Genomic DNA, 19,957 nt, shown 5'->3' with positions numbered 1-19,957 from the left:
GCCGGTTCCCGCGAGTGAAAACGTACGCCTTGCGGACTATCCTTTTCGCGCCGTCCGGCGGTTAGTCTGGCGTCATGACATTCCAACCCCCTGGCCAGCAGGGACAGCCAGCCCCGGCCGGTCCGTCGTCGCCGCCGGTTCCTGCCCTGTCCCTGCTTGGCCTCGCCAAGCGCTTCGGCGACAAAATCGCCGTCGATGGCATCAGCCTGGACGTTCCGGCCGGCTCCTTCTACGGAGTGGTCGGGCCCAACGGCGCCGGCAAGACCACCACCTTGTCCATGGCGACCGGCCTGCTGCGCCCGGACTTCGGCACCGCGCTGGTCCACGGCGTCGACGTCTGGCAGCATCCGCTGGAGGCCAAGAAGCTGATGGGGATCCTGCCCGACGGCGTCCGGCTGTTCGACCGCCTCAGCGGCGAGCAGCTGGTCACCTATGCCGGCCTGCTGCGCGGGATGGACCGGGAAATGGTGGCGTTGCGGGTGGCGGAACTGCTCGCTGCCCTGGACCTGGCCAATGACGCCGGCACGCTGGTGGTGGACTATTCCGCCGGCATGACCAAGAAGATCGCGCTGGCCTCGGCGCTGATCCACGCCCCGCGGCTGCTGGTCCTCGACGAGCCGTTCGAATCGGTGGACCCGATCTCCGCGGCGAACATCCGCGACATCCTGGACCGCTACGTTTTCTCGGGCGGAACGGTCATCGTCTCCAGCCACGTCATGGACCTGGTCCAGCGCATGTGCGACCACGTCGCAGTCGTCGCGGGCGGCCGGGTCCTCGCCGCCGGGACTGTGGAGGAAGTCCGCGCCGGCGCCACCCTTGAGGACCGCTTCGTGCAGCTCGTGGGCGGCCGGAACCACACGGAAGGGCTGGAATGGTTGCGCACCTTCTGAGGCTCAAGCTGACCCTGCTGCGCAACAGCGTCCGGCGCAGCCCGTGGCAGCTGGTGGGCCTCGGGATCGGCGCCCTGTATGCCCTGGGAATCGTGGCTGTTTGCGTGGCCGGGCTGTTCGTCCTGCGCGGGGTGGAGATTGAACTCGCCCAGACCGTGGTGGTCCTGGGCGGCGCCACGGCGCTGCTGGGCTGGGCCGTCATTCCCGTCGCTGTCTCCGCCGCGGACATGACGCTGGACCCTGCCCGGTTCACCACCTTTGCCGTGCCCATGCCGCAGCTGCTGGCCGGGCTGGCGCTCGGCGGCCTGATCGGCATACCAGGTCTCGCCACCTCACTCGTTGCGCTCGCCACGGTGGGCACCTGGTCCCGCAGCCTGCCGGCCGCAGCCGGCGCCCTCCTCGGTGCCGTGCTGGGCGTGCTGAGCTGCATTGTTCTCTCCAAGGTCGTGACCACGGCCACGGCCGGACTGGCAAGCTCCCGGCGCTTCAAGGACATCAGCTCAGTCGCCTTCCTCATCCCGCTCGTGCTCACGGGGCCCATCGTGGCGGGCATCGCGAGGGGAATCGCCGGTTCCGGCGATTTCCTGACCGGCCTGGCCAGGGCCCTGTCCTGGACGCCGGCCGGGGCGGCGTTCTCGCTCGGCGGCGAGCTGGCTGCCGGCAGCTACGCGGCCGCGACCGTGAAATTCCTCATCGCCGCGGCCACCCTGGCGGGGCTGGCCCTGGCGTGGAAGGTCCTGCTGCAGCGCGCCCTGGTGACCCCGCCCTACGCCGGGACATCCAAGCGGCGGACTGGCGGCACGGGCCTGTTCGGGTTGCTCCCGGCGACACCGGCCGCCGCCGTCGCCGCGAGGTCCCTGTACTACTGGCTGCGCGATCCCCGCTACGCCGGCGCGCTCGTGGTCGTTCCGCTCCTGCCGGTGCTGTTCCTCTTCCAGGGCAGCCAGAGCGGGTTCTACGGCCCGTTCCAGTTCGTCGGGCCGCTGACGGCCTTCCTCCTGGCGTGGTCGATCTCCACGGACGTCTCCTATGACAGCACCGCCTTCGCCCTGCACGTGGCAACGGGGGTGCGCGGCGCCGACGACAGGCTCGGCCGTGCGCTGGCATGCCTGAGCTTTGCGCTGCCGGTGGCGGTCCTGTTCAGCGTCGGGCCGTTCTTCTTCACCGGCGACTGGGACAAGCTGCCCGCGGTCCTGGGCCTCTGCCTCGGCGTCCTCTTCACCGGCCTGGGCCTGGCCTCGGTGATCTCGGCGCGCTACACCGTGAGCGTCCCGCTTCCGGGGGACAGCCCGTTCAAGAAGCCGCCGGGCAACGTGGCCCAGACCCTCGCCGTGCAGTTCGGCGGCATGGCCGTGCTTCTGGTCCTCGTGGCTCCCGAGGCGGCGCTCGTGGCCGCGCAGTTCATCACTGGGAGCTCCGTGCCGGGCTGGATCGCGCTGGCCCTCGGACCCGTGCTTGGTCTCACACTCTTCGCCGTCGGTGTCCGGACCGGCGGAGCGTGGCTGGACCGGCGGGCGCCGGAGCTGCTGGCACAACTGGCTGTCAACCGCTGACGGGTGCATGCTGGGAGTGCGCAGACTCGGAAACCAGGTAGGCCAGTAAGGCAGGATCATGGAAGTTGTCATCCTTCCCGGCAGCAAACAGATCGCGTCGCTTGCCGCGGATGCGGTGGAGGCCCTTCTCCGCCGCAAGCCCGACGCCGTCCTGGGCCTGGCGACCGGTTCCACGCCCCTGCCGGTGTATGTCGAACTGGCGGCGCGGCACGAGCGCGCCGGCCTGGATTTCAGCCGGGTCCGCGCCTTCGCCCTGGACGAGTACGTGGGGCTGCCGGCCGGCCACCCGGAGTCCTACCGCGAGGTGATCGCCCGCGAATTCACCGCACGGGTGAACATCAGTCCGGCCAACGTCCACGTGCCCGACGGCGCGGCGGCGGACATCCCCGCAGCCTGCCGGGCCTACGAAGATGCCATCCGCGATGCCGGGGGCGTGGACCTTCAGCTCCTCGGCGTCGGAACGGACGGCCACATCGGGTTCAACGAACCGGGATCGTCGCTGGCGTCCCGGACGCGGATCAAGACCCTGATCGAGCAGACACGCCGGGACAACGCACGGTTTTTCGGCAGCCTGGCCGACGTGCCGCACCACGTCCTGACCCAAGGCCTGGGCACCATCCTGGATGCCCGCCACGTGATCCTGATCGCCACCGGTGCGCAAAAAGCCCAGGCCGTCCGGGACCTCGCGGAGGGCCCCGTCGCCGCCATCTGTGCGGCCTCCGTCCTGCAGTTGCACCCGCACGCCACCATCCTCCTGGACGAGGCGGCGGCGTCGTCGCTGCGGCTGGCGGATTACTACCGCCACAGCTACGACCACAAACCCGCCTGGCAGGGCCTCTAGGCCCCGCCGCCGGCACCCCGCAGGTCCGGCAGCGCCCTTCCAACGGCTAAGATGGGTGTCATGACTAGCATGACCGATCCTCTCGAAAACGATCCGATGCGCGAGCTCTCCGGAGCCGGGACGTCAACGGCCACGATCGAGCGCGAGGAACTGCGCCAGGAAGTTGAGCCCGGTGACCGGGAGCGCTTCTCGCACTACGTGCGCAAGGAAAAGATCATGGAATCCGCGCTGACCGGTGAACCGGTGATCGCGCTCTGCGGCAAGGTCTGGACTCCGGGCCGGGATCCGCAGAAGTTCCCCGTCTGCCCCGAATGCAAGGAAGTCTACGAGGGCCTGCGCCCCGGAAACGACGGCGGCAAGGGCTCCGGCGACAAGTAAGGGCAATCAACGGAACCAACAGGTTCCGTTAGCCGTCGTCTGACGGCGCTTCCCTATGGCGGCGCGCCGTCGCGCCCCTGATTTTCTGCTTTCCTGATTGCCGGTCCATGCTGTCCGGGTACTGCCTTACGGTCCATCCAAAAAGATTGGTGTTTTTGTGCTTAATTGGGTTTCTCCGTCGGCTGCAGCCATGCGCGGATGGAGGGCGCCTTAATGACGGAGACACTTTTCGGCGGACCCACGCTTCCCCCCGCCTATCCCGAGCGGGCCGCCTGGGGCACCGCCCCCAAGCTGCGCGCCTGGCAGCAGGAGGCGCTGGACAGCTACTTCAGCACCCATCCCAAGGATTTCCTTGCGGTCGCAACCCCCGGCGCGGGTAAGACCACCTTCGCCCTGCGCGTGGCGTCCATGCTCATCGATTCCGGAGTGGTCAACCGCGTGACCATCGTGGCACCCACCGACCACCTCAAGCGCCAGTGGGCCGACGCCGCGGCCCGGGTGGGCATCGCGATCGACCCGAACTTCAAGAATGCCGACGGCCAGCACGGCCGCGGATTCATCGGCGTCGCCGTGACCTACGCCCAGGTGGCCAGCAAGCCCATGCTGCACCGGGCCAAGACCGAAGCCGCCCGCACGCTGGTGATCCTGGACGAAATCCACCACGGCGGCGAGGCCCTGTCCTGGGGTGACGGCCTCCGTGAGGCGTTCGACCCGGCGGCCCGGCGGCTCTCCCTGACGGGCACCCCGTTCCGCTCGGACACCTCGCCCATCCCGTTCGTGGAGTACGCCGAGGACCGGGACGGGATCCGGCGGTCCAAGGCCGACTACACCTACGGCTACGGCAAGGCCCTGCGCGACCACGTGGTCCGCCCGGTGATGTTCATGGCCTACTCCGGCCAAATGCGCTGGCGCACCAGCGCGGGGGACGAGATGGCCGCCTCGCTCGGGGAGTCGGCCGTCACGAAGGACATCACATCCCAGGCCTGGCGCACCGCGCTGAACCCGGCCGGCGAATGGATCCCCGCCGTCCTGGCCGGCGCGGACAAGCGTCTCAGCGAGGTCCGGCGCAGCGTCCCGGATGCCGGCGGCCTGGTCATTGCCACGGACCACGAGGACGCCCGCGCGTATGCCGGCCAGCTGAAGAAGATCACCGGCGAATCGCCCACCGTCATCCTCTCCGACGACGCGAAGGCCTCCAGCAAGATCGAGGAATTCACCGCCAGCGAGAAGCGCTGGATGGTGGCCGTCCGGATGGTCTCCGAAGGCGTCGACGTTCCGCGGCTGTCCGTCGGCGTCTACGCCACCTCGACCTCCACCCCGCTGTTCTTCGCCCAGGCCGTGGGGCGCTTCGTGCGTGCCCGCAAGCGCGGCGAGACGGCGTCGGTCTTCCTGCCCTCCGTGCCGCAGCTGATGGCCCTGGCCAACTCGATGGAGGCCGAGCGCGACCACGCCCTGGACCGCCCGGAGAAGGAAGACAGCGACGGCCTCTTCAATCCCGAGGATTCGCTCATGGACGAGGCGAACCGCGAGGAGAAGGCCTCCGATTCCCTGATGAAGGGCAAGTTCGAGGCCCTCGACTCCCAGGCGTCCTTTGACCGGGTGCTCTTCGACGGCGGCGAATTCGGCACCGGCGGCGAGGTGGGCTCGGAGGACGAGCTCGACTTCCTCGGGATCCCGGGACTGCTGGACGCTGAACAGGTCGGCACGCTGTTGCGCCAGCGCCAGCACGAGCAGCTGAACCGGAAGAACAGGCGCTCCCCGCAGACTGAGGCAGCCGCGGCTGCGGCCCCGGCCGTGCCGGACCACCGGATGCTTATGGACCTGCGCACCGAGCTGGCCAAAAACGTCGCGGCCTGGTCTGCCCGCACCGGGACCCCGCACGGCGTCATCCATACCAAGCTCCGGACCGTCTGCGGCGGCCCGGCCGTCGCCCAGGCCAACGAGGAACAGCTGCAGACCCGCCTGCGCAAGCTCCAGGACTGGTTCATCGGCCGGAAGTAGCCCCGCGCAGGCGGTTATGGCACGGGGTTAAGGGCACAGGGTTATGGGCTCAGGCCAATAGGCGCCGGGCAACAGCAGAGGGACCAGTTCACTGTGAACTGGTCCCTCTGCTGTTTACTCTGCTTTGAACTTTGCTTCGGCTACTGGCCGGCGCCGCAGACCTGGCCGTAGGTCTGGCCTGCCGCGGTGTAGTCGGCCTTCATGTCCTCGAGCTTGGCGGTGTCCGGGGAGGGCTTGGCTGACTCGTCGAAGTATTCGATGATGGTCTGCAGCGGGGCCCGCAGGTCCTCGGATGCCGCCGCCTTGATGGGCCGCAGCTGGTTGGCGACCCGGGTCATGCCGGTCTTGTCTGATGTGGCCGACTGGGCGGAGACCACGGTCTTGACCCGGGCGCAGGTTTCCTCGTTGGTCAGCTGCGGCGTGGCAGAGCAGCCGGCCGCGCCGAGCAGCGCTCCGGCGGCAATCAGGACGGTCAGGGTCTTCTTCATGGTGTACTCCGGGGTTCTACGGGTCTGTCGATATGGCAAGACTGGCGATGGGGGCAAGGATTTCGAGTCTACTGGCTCAGAGGACATCGACGCCGCCGAGCTCCATCTCGGCCACGGCATCGTCCAGGTCTTCGGCAATGCCGACCGTCAGGCCGCGCAGCACCGTGACGGAGTAGCCGGCCTGGACGGCATCCAGGGCGGTCGCTTTGACGCAGTAGTCCGTGGCGATGCCCACCACCACGATGTCCTCGACGTCGTGGCTCTGCAGCCAGTCGTCCAGCCCGATCGCGTCCTCGCCAGCGGCGAAATCACTGCCCGCGAAGGGACTCACTGTGTTGTCGGAGTCGTCGGAGTCTCCGGGGCCTCCGGGGCCTCCGGGGCCTCCGGCGCCGGTAACGGGCATGGCGCCGGGCTGGCGGTCACCGGTGGGGACGTCGTCCTCGGGGGCCAGCAGCCCTTCGAAGCCGGAGTACGCCGCGGCGAACTGGCCCTTGCGGAAGTACGCCTGGATGTGTTCGGGATCAAGATCGGGATGCAGTTCGGCCCCGCGGGTGCCCGCCACGCAGTGCCGCGGCCAGCTGTCCACGAGATCGGGTTTCTCCGAGAAGTGCTCACCCGGATCGATGTGCCAGTCCTGGGTGGCCACGACGTGGTCGAACTGGCCGTGGTGGGCATCAACGTACTCGCTGATTTCCCCGGCCAGGCTTGCCCCGCCTGGGACAGCCAGGGCACCTCCCTCACAGAAATCGTTTTGGACGTCAACGATGATCAAGGCGCGGGACATTCAGTCCTCCTCGTAGATGGTGGGGATGGCCGCCTCGCCGCGCTGGAGCCGGTTGACCACCGCGGGAAGCTCCCGCATGGTTTCCGCGTGGCGCCGGCGCGCGCGCTGGACCCCCTCCGGGCCCGTCCACCCGGGGAGGAGCTCGCCGTTCTTGACGAACTGCTGCAGCAGCGGACGGTCGTTGCCGTCGTCCTCCGGGTGATGGCCGACGCCGACGATTTCGGCCGTGGCGGTCCCGCGCTCATTGAGCTTGCGCAGCGCGTACTTCCGGCCGCCCTTGCTGGCCTTGTTCTTGGCGGCCTTGGCGACGGAGATGAAATCGCCGGCGTCGTCGGTACGGCTGACGAGCTTGTAGACCATGCTCGCCGTCGGGGCCCCGGACCCGGTCACGAGCGAGGTGCCCACGCCGTAGGAGTCCACCGGCGCGGACGCCAGCGCCGCGATGGCGAATTCGTCGAGGTCTGAGGTCACCACGATCTTGGTGTGGTCGTTGCCGAGCTCGTCGAGCAGCCGGCGCACCCACTGGGCCTGGGCCACGAGGTCGCCCGAGTCCAGCCGGACAGCGCCCAGCTTGTCCCCGGCGAGATCGACGGCGGTGCGGACGGCCGTTTCGACGTCGTACGTATCCACCAGCAGGGAGGTGTCCGGCCCAAAGGCGGCAATCTGGGCCTCGAAGGCCTCCCGCTCGGTGTCATGGAGGAGCGTGAAGGAATGGGCGGCCGTGCCCACCGTCTTCAGCCCGTAGCGCAATCCGGCCTCCAGGTTCGAGGTGCTGTCGAACCCGGCAATGACCGCGGCCCGGGCAGCGGCGGCCGCAGATTCCTCGTGCGTCCGGCGCGATCCCATTTCGATGCACGGGCGGGTCCCGGCCGCGGAGATCATCCGGGAGGCGGCGGAGGCAATGGCGCAGTCGTGGTTGAGCACGGAGAGCAGGTAGGTCTCCAGGATGCAGGCCTCGGCGAACGTGGACTCAACGATCAGCACGGGGGAGTTCGGGAAGTAAGCCTCACCCTCCGGATAGCCCCAGATGTCGCCGGAAAAGCTATAGCCGGCCAGGTACTCCAGTGTCTGGTCGTTGACCACCTTGGTCCGGCGCAGGTAGTCCAGTTCCGGCTCGCCGAAGCGGAAGTTCGCGATCCCTTCCAGGAGGCGGCCGGTGCCTGCCACGATGCCGTAGCGGCGCCCGTCCGGGAGCCGCCGGGCGAAGGCCTCGAAGACCGATTTGCGGTGCGCCGCGCCGGACTGCAGGGCACCCTGCAGCATGGTCAGCTCGTAGTGGTCTGTGTACAGGGACGTGCGGGGACGGTCCCAGCCAGCGGAGGTACTCACAAATTCACTCTAGTGTGCATCCCCATAGAATGGACAGATGACCCTCAGCGTTGCGCTCGGCCCCGACACACGGGAGAGTACCCAGACCGGAACAGTGACGTCCGGCGACGTCCTGACCGCCCCGGACGTCCCCTGGAACCTCGTGATCTGGAACGATCCCGTGAACCTGATGAGCTATGTGAGCTATGTGTTCCGCAGCTATTTCGGCTACTCGGAGGCGAAAGCGAACAAGCTGATGATGGAGGTCCACAAGAAGGGCCGCTCGATCGTGGCGCACGGCAGCAAGGAACAGGTGGAGCAGCACGCCGTCGCGATGCATGGCTACGGCCTCTGGGCGACGGTGGAAAAGGCCACCGGCGGCACCGCGGGCGGTTCCGGCAAAGGCAAGGGAAAACGTGGCTAAGGCATTCAAGTACGGGCTCAAGGGCATCAAGGGCCATCTGGAGCCGGCCGAGCGGGAGCTGCTGCGCAGCCTTTTCGATGACGTCATCTCCATGCTGGAGCCGGAGCAGCGCGCCAACGAGGACCCGCTGGCGGCCCTGGTGGGCCTTGACACCGAAGCCCGCGAACCCTCTGACCGCGCCATGCGGCGGCTGTTGCCGAACGTGATGAAGAACGACGACGCCGCCTCCCTGGAGTTCCGCCGTTACACCGAGCGGTCGCTGCGCGAAAGCAAGATCGGCGCGCTGAAGGCGGCCGCACTGAGCCTGGACCGGGACAACCTCGTCCTGACCCCGGACGACGCCCGGCACTGGGCCACCGCGCTCAACGATGTCCGGCTGGTGCTGGCCGAACGCCTCGACATCCGTGACGACGCCGACGCCGACAACATCCACCTCATGCAGGACTGGGCCCAGGCCGAGGACGTCGAAAGCTACCTGGCCCTGGTGTACAACTTCACCACCTGGCTGCAGGAGTCGCTGGTCCAGGCCATGGCGCACTCGCTCGATAGGTAGGGCCGCTAAGCGACAGCGGTGGCGTCAGAAACAGGCACGGACTGTATCTGAGGAAGCTCCTCGAAGGCCGGCTTTGCGAACCAATATCCCTGAAACAAGCGGATGCCGGCCTCCTTCAGAATCCGGAACTCCGCCTCCGTCTCGGTGCCCTCTGCGAGCACCGTGATGTCGAGCTCCTTGGCGATGCAGACGATGCCAGCAACGACAGCCTGGAAGGCCGGGCTGGTGTCGATTCCCCGGATGAGCTTCATGTCGATCTTGACCAGGTCCGGCTGGAAATCGGCCAGCAGCCCCAGCCCTGCATGACCGGCACCAAAGTCGTCGATGGCGGTGGTGAAACCATGCTTGCGGTATTCGGTGATGATGTTCGTGAGGTGGGCGGTGTCGGAAACCTCCTCATTCTCCGTGAACTCGAACATGATCGACGACGTCGGAAAGCTGCAACGCCTGGCTGCAAGCAGCGTCGCACGAAGGCACGCGGCCGGTTCGTACACCGCGTTCGACATGAAGTTGATGGAGAGAATCAAGTCCTCACCGGCAGGAAACAGCCGCGATGCCAGCTCGATTGCCTTGACGCGGCAGTCCTGGTCGAAACGGTACTTTTGCTCAGGTGCGACTCTGGACAGGACGTGAAAAGCCCCCTCTCCCGTCAAGCCTCTGACCAGTGCCTCGGAGCCCCATACGCGACCAGCAACGGCGTCATAGATCGGTTGGAAGGCAGGGTCTTCCGCGCCTTGCCCATCCGCCGGAAACCTGTGTGACCCATCAGACACGAGTTGCAGGACACAATGTGATGGCCGTGCCTGTAGTGAAGCCCTATCCTCGAATAATCATGACTTCAGCATCAAATACGGATCCGGCAGCGCCAGCTGCGGCGGAGACCGCAGCGGGCAGCGCCGGAAATGCCGGGCTGGCGTCGCGCCCCATCGGCGTCTTCGACTCCGGAGTCGGCGGCCTCACGGTGGCCCGCTCGATCATTGACCAGCTGCCCAACGAATCCATCCTGTATGTCGGCGACACTGCGCACGGCCCCTACGGCCCCCTTCCCATCGCCGAAGTCCGGGCCAACGCCCTCGGCGTCATGGACGAGCTCGTGGATTCCGGCGTGAAGCTGCTGACCATCGCCTGCAACTCCGCGTCCGCCGCCGTGCTGCGTGACGCCCGCGAACGGTACACGGCCCGGTACGGGATCCCCGTGATCGAAGTGATCCAGCCGGCCGTGCGGCGCGCCGTCGCGGCGACCCGGACGGGCCGGGTGGGTGTGATCGGGACCTCGGCCACGGTGGGCTCACGCGCCTACGAGGACACCTTCGCCGCGGCCCCGGACCTGGAGATCACGTCCGTGGCCTGCCCGGCGTTCGTGCCGTACGTGGAGGCCGGGATTACCACCGGACCGGAACTGCTCGCCGTCGCCCGCGACTACCTGGCACCGCTCATTGCCGCCGGGGTGGACACGGTGGTGCTCGGCTGCACCCACTACCCGCTGCTCACCGGCGTGATCTCCTTCGTTATGGGTGAGGACGTCACGCTGGTTTCCAGCGCTGAGGAAACCGCCAAGGACGTCTACCGGGCTTTGGCCTCCCGGGGCCTGGAGCGCACGGACGCCGCGGCGCCGGAGCACAATTTCATCGCCACCGGCGACGCCGCCCAGTTTGAGCACCTCGCCCGGCGCTTCCTGGGCCCCGAGGTCCTCAGTGTCCGCCACGTGGACCACGTCGCGGCGCAGTACCCCACCGGCAGCCTCGCCCGGATCACCCCGGAGATGATCGCCGCCGCCCGGGCCGGCGCGGGCCGGCCGCGGATCTCCAACTTCGTGGGCGGATCCGCGGGCGGGGGACCACTGCTGTGAAGCTGACCATCGTGGGCTGTACCGGCTCCTTCCCGGGGCCGGGCTCGCCGGCGTCGTGCTATTTGCTGACCGCCAACGACGGCGAGCGGAACTGGAAGATCGTCCTCGACCTCGGCAGCGGGGCGCTCGGCGCCATCCAGCGCTACACGGACCTGGAGGACATTGACGCGATCTTCCTCACCCACCTGCACCCGGACCATTGCATGGACCTGTGCGGGCTCCATGTTGCCGTGCGCTGGAAGCCGGGCGGCTGGGGACGGGGCAGGATTCCGGTGTGGGGGCCTGCCGCGACGGCCGACCGGATGGCCACGGCCTACGGGCTGGACCTGGATCCGGGCATGCACGAGGAATTCGATTTCAGCAACTGGTCCGAGCGCAAGCCGGTCAGCGTCGGCCCGTTCACGGTGACGCCCTTTGCGGTGAACCATCCGGTCGAGGAGGCCTACGCCCTCCGCGTGGAGGTCACCGAGCCCGCCAAGGACGGCACGCCCGTGACCCGCGTCCTGAGCTACTCCGGGGACACGGACTCCTGCGCGGGCCTGGAGGACGCCGCGCGCGACGCCGACCTTTTCCTGTGCGAGGCGGCGTTCGAGGAAGGCCGCGACGACGGGATCAAGGACGTGCACCTGACGGGCAAGCGGGCGGGGGAGGCCGCCGTCGCCGCCGGCGCGCGACGGCTGCTGCTGACGCACATTCCCGTCTGGACGTCGCCGACCACCGTCATGGCCGAGGCCAAGGAGATCTTCGGCAAGGACGTGGCGGTCGCCGTCGCGGGCGTGCACTACACCGTCTAGCGCGCGCAGGCGGCCCGCGCGGTCGGGACCGGGTGAGTCGATAAGCTAAAGGCATGACTTCCCAAGCTCCCAGTGTCCCCGTCATCCGCGCCGACGGCCGTACCCCCGACCAGCTTCGCCCCATCAGCATCACGCGCGGCTGGTCCAAGCAGGCCGAGGGTTCGGCCCTGATCGAGTTCGGCAACACCCGGGTCCTGTGCACGGCTTCCCTGACCGAGGGCGTGCCTCGCTGGCTCAAGGGCGAGGGCCGCGGCTGGGTCACGGCCGAGTACGCCATGCTGCCCAGGGCCACGAACACCCGGTCCGACCGCGAGTCGGTCAAGGGCAAAATCGGCGGCCGCACCCATGAGATCTCCCGGCTGATCGGCCGCTCGCTGCGCTCCATCATCGACACCAAGGCCCTCGGCGAGATCACAATCGTGCTGGACTGCGATGTCCTGCAGGCCGACGGCGGCACGCGCACCGCGGCGATCACCGGCGCCTACGTGGCACTGGCCGACGCCATCCGGTTCGCCCGCGAGAAGAAGATGATCGCCCGCAACGCCCAGCCCCTGATCGACACGATCGCCGCGGTGTCCGTGGGCATCATCGACGGCGTCCCGATGCTCGACCTGCCCTACGTCGAAGACGTGCGCGCCGAGACCGACATGAACGTCGTGGTGACAGGCTCCGGTAAGTTCGTCGAAGTCCAGGGCACCGCCGAGGGCGCACCGTTCGACCGTGACGAACTGAACAAGCTGCTGGACCTCGCGCTGCTGGGCACGGAGCAGCTCGCCGCGATCCAGCGCGACACCCTGGCGGAGGCCCCGTGACGGAGACGCCCCTCGCGGACCGGCCGGAAGCCGACGGCCCGGGCCCGCGGCTTGTCCTGGCCACCCACAACAAAGGCAAGCTCCGGGAACTCCGTGAGCTGCTCCGCGGCCAGGTTCCCGGGCTCGACGTCGACACGCAGGTGGTGGACGCCGGCGCCGTCGGTGCCCCCGACGTCGCCGAGACCGGCGTAACCTTCGCCGAAAACTCGCTGCTCAAGGCCCGGGCGGTGGCCGAGGCCACGGGGCTCGTGGCGATCGCCGACGACTCCGGACTGGCCGTGGACGTCCTCGGCGGCGCGCCCGGGATATTCTCGGCGCGCTGGTCCGGCCGGCACGGCGACGACGCCGCGAACCTGCAGCTGCTGCTCGCCCAGCTGGCCGACGTGCCGGACGGGTACCGCGGGGCCGCGTTCGTCTGCGCGGCAGCGCTGGCGGTGCCCGGGTCCTCGCCCGACGGCAGCCGGGAAGTCGTGGAATACGGGCAGCTGGAAGGGACACTCCTGCGGGAGCCGCGCGGGGAGGGCGGCTTCGGCTATGACCCCGTCCTGCAGCCGAACGGGCTGGAACGCAGCTGCGCCGAGCTCAGTTCCGAGGAGAAGAACGCCATCAGCCACCGGGGCCATGCGTTCCGGGCGCTCCTGCCGGCCATCGTCGAGGCCCTGGCCGGGAAGTAGCCTGCCCGGCCAGGCTCAGGACGAAGGAAGGCGCCCCACACGGKGGGGCGCCTTCCTTGTTATCTGCTGCGTTTACTGCGGCAGTGCGCTACGGGGTCCGGCGCTCTTCTTCGGGCTCATGCTCTTCGATGAATTCGTCCACGGCGTCCGTGCCGTACTTCTCGGCCTGGCGCCTGGCGATGGCGCCCCGTATGACCTCGATGGCGATCGGGATCACGGAGACCAGCACGATGGCGATGAAGATGATGTCCAGGTTGTCCTTGACCCACGGCACTTTGTCCCCGAGCAGGTAACCCAGGAGCGTGACGCCGCCGCCCCACAGCACCGCGCCGATCACGTTGTAGGTGAAGAATTTGCGTTTGCTCATCTGCGCAACGCCCACGATCACCGGGACGAAGGTGCGGATGATCGGAACGAACCGGGCCAGGATCAGGGCCTTGCCGCCGTGCTTTTCGAAGAACGCATGCGCACTATCCACGTTTTCACGCTTGAACAGCTTGGAGTTGGGCCTGTTGAACAGGGCAGGTCCCGCCTTGGACCCAATCAGGTAGCCCACCTGGTTGCCGATGATCGCGGCGACGATGATGAGCGCGGTCAGGACCCAGATGTTGACCTGGATGGTGCCGGTGGCCACGAGCAGCCCGGCAGTGAACAGCATGGAGTCCCCAGGCAGGAAGAATCCGATCAGCAGCCCGGTCTCGGCAAAGATGATGCCGCAGACCAGCAGGACCACCCACGGCGCAAAGGCCGGATTCGCCAGGAAAACCTGGGGGTTGAGCCAGTCCGGCAGGAAGGAGGCCAGGTGCGGCTGGACGGGGCCGGCGCCGCCAAGGGCGGACACGGCGAGGTCGCTCATTGCTAGTACGTTCACCTGTTAAGGGTACTTGACGGCAGGCTGCAGGCCCGGGGGCCCAGCCCCGGGGACCGTTCCCGGTGCGGGAGGATCCGTCCGCGGGCGGTAAAGTTGGGCCGTGACTTTGGACTTTACGGCGATCGACTTTGAGACCGCGAACGGCTTCCGCGGTTCACCGTGCGCTGTTGGCCTGAGTAAGGTCCGCGGCGGCGTCGTCGTTGAGGAAGCCTCCTGGCTCATGCGGCCACCGGAAAACCATGACACCTTCGACCACCACAACGTCCGGATCCACGGCATCCGGCCGGACCAGGTGGCGGGACTGCCGCGGTTCGGGGAGCTGTTCCCGGAGATCGGCGCGTTCATCGGCGGCGATGTGCTGGCGGCCCACAATGCAGGGTTCGATCTCGGTGTGATCCGCTCCGGCCTGGAGGTCTCCGGGATGGCCGGACCCGCGTACGACTACGTCTGCACAGTGATACTGTCCCGGCGCTGCTACTCCCTGGTGTCCAATTCGCTGCCGTACGCCGCCGAAGAGGCCGGGGTCCCGCTGATCAACCACCACGATGCCGCCGAGGACGCCCGGGCCTGTGCCGGCATCCTGATCGACATCGCCGCCCGCAACGGGGCAGCAAGCATCGCGGAACTCTACCTGTCCCTCGGCCTGACGGTGTCCCACCAGCCGGCGTTCGACCCCCGGCGCGACCCGCTGTCCAAGGCCACCCTGGCCGCAATGGAGGCGCTCGCCGGGGGAACAAACGGCGCGGCCCCGGGCCGGCGCTTCGTGGCCGGGTGGCCGGAGGAAGGCCCCAACCCGACACCCAACGCCGCCGCCAGCCCCGACCACCCACTGTTCGGCCAGACCGTGGTGTTCACCGGCGAACTGGCAATTCCCCGCCCCGAAGCAAAGGTCCGTTCCGCAGAGCTCGGCGCCAGGCCTGAAAGCCGGGTGACAGCCCGTACTACCGTTCTGGTGGTGGGCGACGGCTTTGTGGCCGCGGACCTGCGCTCCGGCCGGTTGACAGGCAAGGCGCGCCGCGTCCTGGAACTGCACGAACGCGGGCAACGCATCGAGGTCCTGTCCGAGGGCGAATTCCTCCAGATGGTCGGCGGACATCTGGCTGCCGCACCTGCCTGACCCGGCCCCGCCTGTCGGGGTCCTGCCTGTCCGGGTTCTGCCTGACCCGGCGGTCACACGGCGCAACAATCATTCCTCCCACGGCGCGCCCGCTCGTAGCCTTGGCGGATGAGCAAACCCACGGATGCACAGGTGCCCACAGCGCCGGCCAAGTCAGCGCCGTCGGCGTCAATGCCAGCGCACTCGGCGTCGTCGGCGCCCGCGAAGTCAGCACCGGCGACGCGCGGAATTGACTGGCATCGGGTGTTCGCGTTTCCGAACCCGGTGAATGAGTACGCCGCCCGCATCACCGCGGCCCTGGTGGTGGCGCTGTCCGCCGTGACCCTGCTGACCGGTTTCGGGTGGGGGCTCGCCGTCATCGCGGCCGGTTTCTGGCTGCGCGTGCTGTTCGGTCCCCGGATCTCGCCCCTGGCCCAGCTCTCGGTCAAGGTCCTGACGCCCTGGCTCGGGGGGACCCGTTTTGTCCCCGGTCCGCCCAAGCGGTTCGCCCAGGGCATCGGCGCTGCCGTGTCGACGGCGTCGGCGGTGCTGCTGGCCGCCGGCCTCGCGCCGGCGGCGTGGGTGCTGCTCGCCGTGCTGATCGCCGCCGCGTCCCTTGAGGCGTTCGCCGGGTTCTGCCTCGGCTGCACCATTTTCGGCTTCCTGCAGCGCCGCGGGCTCATCCCCGAGGACGTCTGCGAAGCCTGCAACAACATCTCGCTCCGCGGCGCCTAGGATCCGGGACGCTTAGGTCCGCGGCGCCTGGGTTCCGCCGAAGCGGCCGCCAGGGACGGACATGTCCCTGGGTGCGCTGCCGCCAGGGGACATGTCCTCCGGAGGCTCTGACGGGTGGACATGGTGGCAATATGTCCAGTCCCCGCCGCCGGAAATGGGCATGTCCTGAGGATACCGCGGCCTGGGGATGGACATGTCCTTCGAGCCATGGGGCGACCGGACATGTCCCTGGGTGCGCTGCCGTCAGGGGCGGAAATGTCCTCCGGAGGTTCTGACGGGTGACATGGTGGCAATATGTCCAGTCCCCGCCGCCGGAAATGGGCATGTCCTGAGGATGCCGCGGCCAGGGCGGGGCATGTCCTCTGGAGGCTCTGACGGGTGGACATAGTGGCAATATGTCCAGTCCCCGCCGCCGGAAATGGGCATGTCCTGAGGATGCCGCGGCCAGGGATGGGCATGTCCTTCGCGGCGGGGCGGTACGGGGCATGTCCTTCGCGGCGGGGCGGTACGGGGCATGTCCCGCGGAAAAGCCGGGCCGCGGCTTCCGGACGCAGCTGGCTGCGTTGCGCAAATGCCGGAGACTCGACACCTGGCGTGCACTGGCCCGGCCGAGTGTTGGCCGCCGAAGCTATGAGCCAGTGACGGCGGCCAGCTTCGAGGCCATGCCCCGGATGACCTCCGGCGCCTGCAGCGCCGCCAGCCAGTCTGCCGGCAGGCACCGCTCGCCGTAGAACGCGCCCAGGATGTTCCCGGCGATCGACGCCGTCGAATCGCTGTCCCCGCTGTGGTTCACCGCCACCGCGATCGCGGCACGGAAATGCGTCTGGGCGGGGTCGGCCCCGGCGGCGTCCGCAGTCCCGGTGTCCGCCGTCCCTGTTCCTGTCCCTGTTCCCGGGGCTGTGGCCAGCACGGCGTACAGCGCGACGGCGAGGGCTTCCTCGGCCACCCACCCTTCGCCGAGTTCGCCAACCAGGTCCTCGGGGCTGAGCACGTCTCCGCCGCCGGGCAGGTTTCCGGCCAACCGCAGGGCCGCCTGCAGCCGCGCCACCACCTCCGGATCCGGATTTTCGCCCTTGCGCAGGATGCCGCCGAGCAACTGCCCGAGGGCCGATTCCGCCGCTTCGCGTAGCCCGTGGCCGGAGGACAGGGCATGGATGAGAAGGCTGAAAACTCCGGCGCTCTGCCGTGCCGCGGGGTGGCCGTGCGTCAGGGACGCGGCATCGGCACTGAGCTTATAGACCGTTTCCGCTTCGAGGTGGGGGATCAGGCCGAAGGGCGCCGACCGCATCACGGTGCCGCAGCCCTTCGAATCCGGATTGACCGGCCGCTTCACGGTACCCATCTCGCCCGTGGCCAGTCCGGTCAGGCACGCGTTGCCGGGCGAACGCCGGCTCTTCAGGACATCCTGGGCATCGATCCAGCGCGGCGGCTGGAACGGGGCCGACGCCGGCACGGCGACGCCCTGGGTGCCCAGCCAGCGCAGGTACGCGAGCCACAGGCACGCGTTGATGTCCGCCGCCACGCCGTCGTTGGCCCATTCCAGCGCCTCGAGGAGGCCGTCGGCGGTGTACAGCGTCATTTGCGTGTCGTCCGAAAACGGGCTGCCGGCGTCGAGCGCGGAAAAATCCTGCAGGCCCGCGGGGCCGAACCGGGCGCGGATGGCGGAAATGCTGTCGAACTCGACGGCGTAGCCCAGCGAATCTCCGAGCGCGCCGCCCAGCAGGCAGCCGTGGATGCGCGAGCCGTGGGCAGGGGAGTGTGGCTGGCCGGGTGTTGGGGCGGGTGCGGGGCTGGTCCCGGGCTCGGTGCTCATGCCCTCAAATTTACCCGGCGCTGCACCGCACCCCGCAATGCCGGCGCCCGCCGGGGAGTTAGCGCCGCCGCCTGGGTGCCGGGCGGCGGCGGATGCGGAAGGCCGGTAGGGTGCTGGTAGGACCCGTCCAGCGGTCAGACGAGGCAACCGCCGGCGCCGTACCGCCGGGCAGCGGAGGAAACGAATGCGCGAACCAGCGTGGCGGAAGACCGGGACCACCCCCGACTACAGGTTCTCCCTGGCCAACGAGCGGACGTTCCTGGCCTGGATCCGCACGTCCCTGGCCCTGATTGCCGGAGCCCTGGCGATCGACCAGCTGGCCCCGGAGATCGCCCCCGGCCCCGTGCGGATCGTGTTGTGCGTCATCCTCGCGTTCCTGGGCGCGGGCCTGGCCGCCCTGTCCTATCACCGGTGGGGGCTCATGGAGGCTGCCATGCGGAACAACAGGGAGTTGCCGTTCTCCGCCGTGATGCTGGTGATGACCATCGGCGTCGCGGCTGCGGCCCTGGTGTTCGCGGTCCTGATCCTGGTGGCGAGGTGAAACCGGCTGCGGCCAGGGACCCCGGGCTGCAGCCCGAGCGGACCTCCCTGGCCTGGCGCCGGACGTTGCTGGCCCTCATCGTGGCGGACCTGCTGGTCTGGCGCAGCTGGGCGCTCGCAGGGTCCCGGGGCGGCGCTGCGGGTCCTGTTGATTTCCTTGGTCTCTGCGCGCTGGCCGCCATGGCCGCTACGCTGGTCCTGGGTGTGTGCGTGCTGGTCCGCGGGCGCGAGCTCCGACGGTCCAACGCTGCGCCGGCGGCGCCGCTGCTGCGCTGGGCCGCCGCCGCCGTCGTGGTCCTGGCCGCCAGCGCCGTGGCCGCGGTCGCCCTGGGGCACTGAGCGGCGGGCCGGAACGGCCACCCAGCCGGAATCCAGCCAACATCCAGATTGCGCTGGCAGACTGCTGGCGGACCCATTCTCCAGGCGGCCGAGGCCGCCCCGGACCACGAACCCGGCGGCGGTCCAGCGACGCCGCAACTGCAGCCTGGGCGCGCCGCCAGCAAAGGAATCCTGACCATGACCCTGCTTGTGCCAGCCCCCGACTCCGTCGACGTCCAGCCACCGGCCGCCAGCGACGTCCCGCCCCGGCCCCGGCCCGGGCTCGTCGCCCGGCTGTCCGCCGAGGCCCTGGGGACCCTGATCGTCGTGGTTGCTGGCCTGGGCGTGCCGCTCTTCACCATTCCGCAGTCGAGCCCGCTGCCCGCCGCCCTGGCCGCCGGCCTGGCCCTGACGGCGGCGATGCTCGCCGTCGGCTACGTCTCCGGCGGCCACTTTAACCCCGCCGTCACCGTAGGCAGCGCCATCGCCGGCCGGATCCGGTTGGCCGACGCCGCCGCCTACATCGGCTCGCAGCTGGTGGGCGCCATGCTCGGGGCCGTCGCCCTGTACGGCGTGCTGCGCACCGTGCCGACCATCAACGACTCCCAGGGCGCATTCGCCACCGTGGCTGCCGGATTCGGCGAGCACTCGATCATCCAGGTGCCCATGGCAGGCGTCCTGCTCGTGGAGGTCCTCGGCACGGCACTGCTCGTGGCCATCTTCCTTGCCACGACCGCCCGCCGGAATCCGTCCAGGGCGGCTGCGCCCTTCGCGGTCGGCCTGACGACGGCGATGCTCCTGCAGTTGGGCCAGGCCCTCGGCAATGTGCCGTTCAACCCGGCCCGGGCAACGGCGTCGGCCATCTTCAGCGGCCCGGACGCGCTCGGGCAGCTGTGGCTGTTCTGGGTGGCACCGGTGGTCGGTGCGGCCATCGCCGGGCTGGTATGCCGCGGCTTCGTCCAGTCGGCCCGGACCAGTGACCCGGCCACTGCCGCGGTCACCGCCCAGTCCGCCGACCAGTCCGACGGAAGGCCCGCCGCCCAGTCCGACGGAGAGCTCACGGAAGCCGATGCGGATGGCGCCGATTTCGATGACGCCGGGCTGGCCGACGTCACCGCCACCACGGCTTCTGCTTCGGCCGCCCCCGCCGGCAACGACGAGGCCCGCAGCTTCTTCGACCGCAAGGGCGGGAAGTAGCCACTGCTGACCACTTTTAACCTCCGTCACACCTCCGG

General features: G+C 69.0%; 22 protein-coding genes. 16 read left to right on the top strand and 6 right to left on the bottom strand.

Translation table 11 applies throughout. From position 1 onward, the window contains the following. Window positions 1-74 precede the first annotated feature (74 nt). The 5 genes from AC1D0A_RS05690 to AC1D0A_RS05670 all read left to right on the top strand — a co-directional run bounded on the left by AC1D0A_RS05690 (window position 75) and on the right by AC1D0A_RS05670 (window position 5,663). Window positions 75-890 (top strand): ABC transporter ATP-binding protein, encoded by an 816-nt coding sequence (locus tag AC1D0A_RS05690; protein WP_476945355.1) that lies wholly within the window; start codon window positions 75-77, stop codon window positions 888-890. Continuing rightward, on the top strand, window positions 872-2,443 hold the full coding sequence (locus AC1D0A_RS05685) for a transporter (RefSeq protein ID WP_243181267.1): 1,572 nt from the start codon (window positions 872-874) through the stop codon (window positions 2,441-2,443). Before AC1D0A_RS05690 ends, AC1D0A_RS05685 begins: the two co-directional genes overlap by 19 nt. A 58-nt stretch (window positions 2,444-2,501) precedes the next feature. Continuing rightward, window positions 2,502-3,284 carry a glucosamine-6-phosphate deaminase gene (gene nagB / locus AC1D0A_RS05680; protein ID WP_028276050.1) on the top strand — a complete coding sequence of 261 codons (783 nt, stop codon included), beginning with the start codon at window positions 2,502-2,504 and terminating at the stop codon, window positions 3,282-3,284. A gap of 60 nt (window positions 3,285-3,344) precedes the next feature. Further along, window positions 3,345-3,662, top strand: a complete 318-nt coding sequence (locus AC1D0A_RS05675; protein ID WP_370122952.1) for a DUF3039 domain-containing protein — start codon at window positions 3,345-3,347, stop codon at window positions 3,660-3,662. A 213-nt stretch (window positions 3,663-3,875) separates the two neighbouring features. Continuing rightward, on the top strand, window positions 3,876-5,663 hold the full coding sequence (locus AC1D0A_RS05670) for a DEAD/DEAH box helicase (RefSeq protein WP_079554437.1): 1,788 nt from the start codon (window positions 3,876-3,878) through the stop codon (window positions 5,661-5,663). 140 nt (window positions 5,664-5,803) lie between these two features. On the opposite strand, the gene AC1D0A_RS05665 is transcribed toward AC1D0A_RS05670, so the two are convergent. The 3 genes from AC1D0A_RS05665 to AC1D0A_RS05655 form a co-directional block, all read right to left on the bottom strand. Then, complete coding sequence (locus tag AC1D0A_RS05665) at window positions 5,804-6,151, bottom strand: hypothetical protein (RefSeq protein ID WP_223915998.1); 348 nt, start codon at window positions 6,149-6,151, stop codon at window positions 5,804-5,806. Window positions 6,152-6,227: 76 nt separating this feature from the next. Next, window positions 6,228-6,935: an isochorismatase family protein gene (locus AC1D0A_RS05660; RefSeq protein WP_476945354.1), complete on the bottom strand. Its 708-nt coding sequence runs from the start codon at window positions 6,933-6,935 to the stop codon at window positions 6,228-6,230. Continuing rightward, the gene (locus AC1D0A_RS05655) at window positions 6,936-8,264 is read right to left on the bottom strand and encodes a nicotinate phosphoribosyltransferase (RefSeq protein ID WP_459385190.1); all 1,329 of its coding nucleotides are present in this window, start codon (window positions 8,262-8,264) and stop codon (window positions 6,936-6,938) included. A 37-nt stretch (window positions 8,265-8,301) separates the two neighbouring features. Between AC1D0A_RS05655 and clpS the strand changes: the two genes are divergently transcribed. Next, window positions 8,302-8,667 (top strand): ATP-dependent Clp protease adapter ClpS, encoded by a 366-nt coding sequence (gene clpS, locus AC1D0A_RS05650; protein ID WP_243181271.1) that lies wholly within the window; start codon window positions 8,302-8,304, stop codon window positions 8,665-8,667. Continuing rightward, complete coding sequence (locus AC1D0A_RS05645; protein WP_243181272.1) at window positions 8,660-9,220, top strand: DUF2017 domain-containing protein; 561 nt, start codon at window positions 8,660-8,662, stop codon at window positions 9,218-9,220. Before clpS ends, AC1D0A_RS05645 begins: the two co-directional genes overlap by 8 nt. A 5-nt stretch (window positions 9,221-9,225) precedes the next feature. Here AC1D0A_RS05645 and AC1D0A_RS05640 read toward each other — a convergent pair whose 3' ends face one another. Next, a complete protein-coding gene (locus AC1D0A_RS05640) occupies window positions 9,226-9,993 on the bottom strand; it encodes an EAL domain-containing protein (protein ID WP_476945353.1) in 768 nt (255 codons plus the stop codon). A 59-nt stretch (window positions 9,994-10,052) separates the two neighbouring features. Here AC1D0A_RS05640 and murI point away from each other — a divergent pair, with 59 nt between their 5' ends. Genes murI through rdgB form a run of 4 tightly spaced genes read left to right on the top strand, consistent with a single transcriptional unit; the run spans window position 10,053 to window position 13,349 of the window. Further along, window positions 10,053-11,069 carry a glutamate racemase gene (murI, locus tag AC1D0A_RS05635; protein WP_028276045.1) on the top strand — a complete coding sequence of 339 codons (1,017 nt, stop codon included), beginning with the start codon at window positions 10,053-10,055 and terminating at the stop codon, window positions 11,067-11,069. Beyond that, the gene (locus AC1D0A_RS05630) at window positions 11,066-11,863 is read left to right on the top strand and encodes an MBL fold metallo-hydrolase (RefSeq protein WP_243181274.1); all 798 of its coding nucleotides are present in this window, start codon (window positions 11,066-11,068) and stop codon (window positions 11,861-11,863) included. Before murI ends, AC1D0A_RS05630 begins: the two co-directional genes overlap by 4 nt. Window positions 11,864-11,916: 53 nt before the next feature. Continuing rightward, the gene (rph, locus tag AC1D0A_RS05625; protein WP_028276043.1) at window positions 11,917-12,675 is read left to right on the top strand and encodes a ribonuclease PH; all 759 of its coding nucleotides are present in this window, start codon (window positions 11,917-11,919) and stop codon (window positions 12,673-12,675) included. Then, window positions 12,672-13,349, top strand: coding sequence for an RdgB/HAM1 family non-canonical purine NTP pyrophosphatase (gene rdgB, locus AC1D0A_RS05620; protein WP_243181275.1), 678 nt, complete (start codon window positions 12,672-12,674; stop codon window positions 13,347-13,349). Before rph ends, rdgB begins: the two co-directional genes overlap by 4 nt. A gap of 88 nt (window positions 13,350-13,437) precedes the next feature. Here the strand turns inward: rdgB and AC1D0A_RS05615 are convergent, their stop codons facing one another. Continuing rightward, window positions 13,438-14,205 (bottom strand): VTT domain-containing protein, encoded by a 768-nt coding sequence (locus tag AC1D0A_RS05615; protein WP_243181326.1) that lies wholly within the window; start codon window positions 14,203-14,205, stop codon window positions 13,438-13,440. Between the two features lie 115 nt (window positions 14,206-14,320). Between AC1D0A_RS05615 and AC1D0A_RS05610 the strand changes: the two genes are divergently transcribed. After that, window positions 14,321-15,337 (top strand): 3'-5' exonuclease, encoded by a 1,017-nt coding sequence (locus tag AC1D0A_RS05610; RefSeq protein WP_476943389.1) that lies wholly within the window; start codon window positions 14,321-14,323, stop codon window positions 15,335-15,337. Window positions 15,338-15,580: 243 nt separating this feature from the next. Beyond that, window positions 15,581-16,051: a DUF4395 domain-containing protein gene (locus tag AC1D0A_RS05605; protein WP_476945376.1), complete on the top strand. Its 471-nt coding sequence runs from the start codon at window positions 15,581-15,583 to the stop codon at window positions 16,049-16,051. 628 nt (window positions 16,052-16,679) lie between these two features. Here the strand turns inward: AC1D0A_RS05605 and AC1D0A_RS05600 are convergent. Then, window positions 16,680-17,864, bottom strand: a complete 1,185-nt coding sequence (locus tag AC1D0A_RS05600; protein ID WP_476945352.1) for an ADP-ribosylglycohydrolase family protein — start codon at window positions 17,862-17,864, stop codon at window positions 16,680-16,682. A 184-nt stretch (window positions 17,865-18,048) separates the two neighbouring features. Between AC1D0A_RS05600 and AC1D0A_RS05595 the strand changes: the two genes are divergently transcribed. The 3 genes from AC1D0A_RS05595 to AC1D0A_RS05585 all read left to right on the top strand — a co-directional run bounded on the left by AC1D0A_RS05595 (window position 18,049) and on the right by AC1D0A_RS05585 (window position 19,919). Then, window positions 18,049-18,405 carry a YidH family protein gene (locus AC1D0A_RS05595; protein WP_028277508.1) on the top strand — a complete coding sequence of 119 codons (357 nt, stop codon included), beginning with the start codon at window positions 18,049-18,051 and terminating at the stop codon, window positions 18,403-18,405. After that, on the top strand, window positions 18,402-18,743 hold the full coding sequence (locus AC1D0A_RS05590) for a DUF202 domain-containing protein (protein ID WP_476943385.1): 342 nt from the start codon (window positions 18,402-18,404) through the stop codon (window positions 18,741-18,743). The genes AC1D0A_RS05595 and AC1D0A_RS05590 overlap by 4 nt, the downstream gene beginning before the upstream one ends. 177 nt (window positions 18,744-18,920) lie before the next feature. Next, window positions 18,921-19,919, top strand: coding sequence for an MIP/aquaporin family protein (locus AC1D0A_RS05585; protein ID WP_476945351.1), 999 nt, complete (start codon window positions 18,921-18,923; stop codon window positions 19,917-19,919). Window positions 19,920-19,957 lie beyond the last annotated feature (38 nt).

This window comes from Arthrobacter sp. P1_D4 (genome assembly GCF_056406115.1).
Note: the sequence above shows the minus strand (reverse complement) of the source record. Positions and strands in the feature narration are given on the sequence as shown.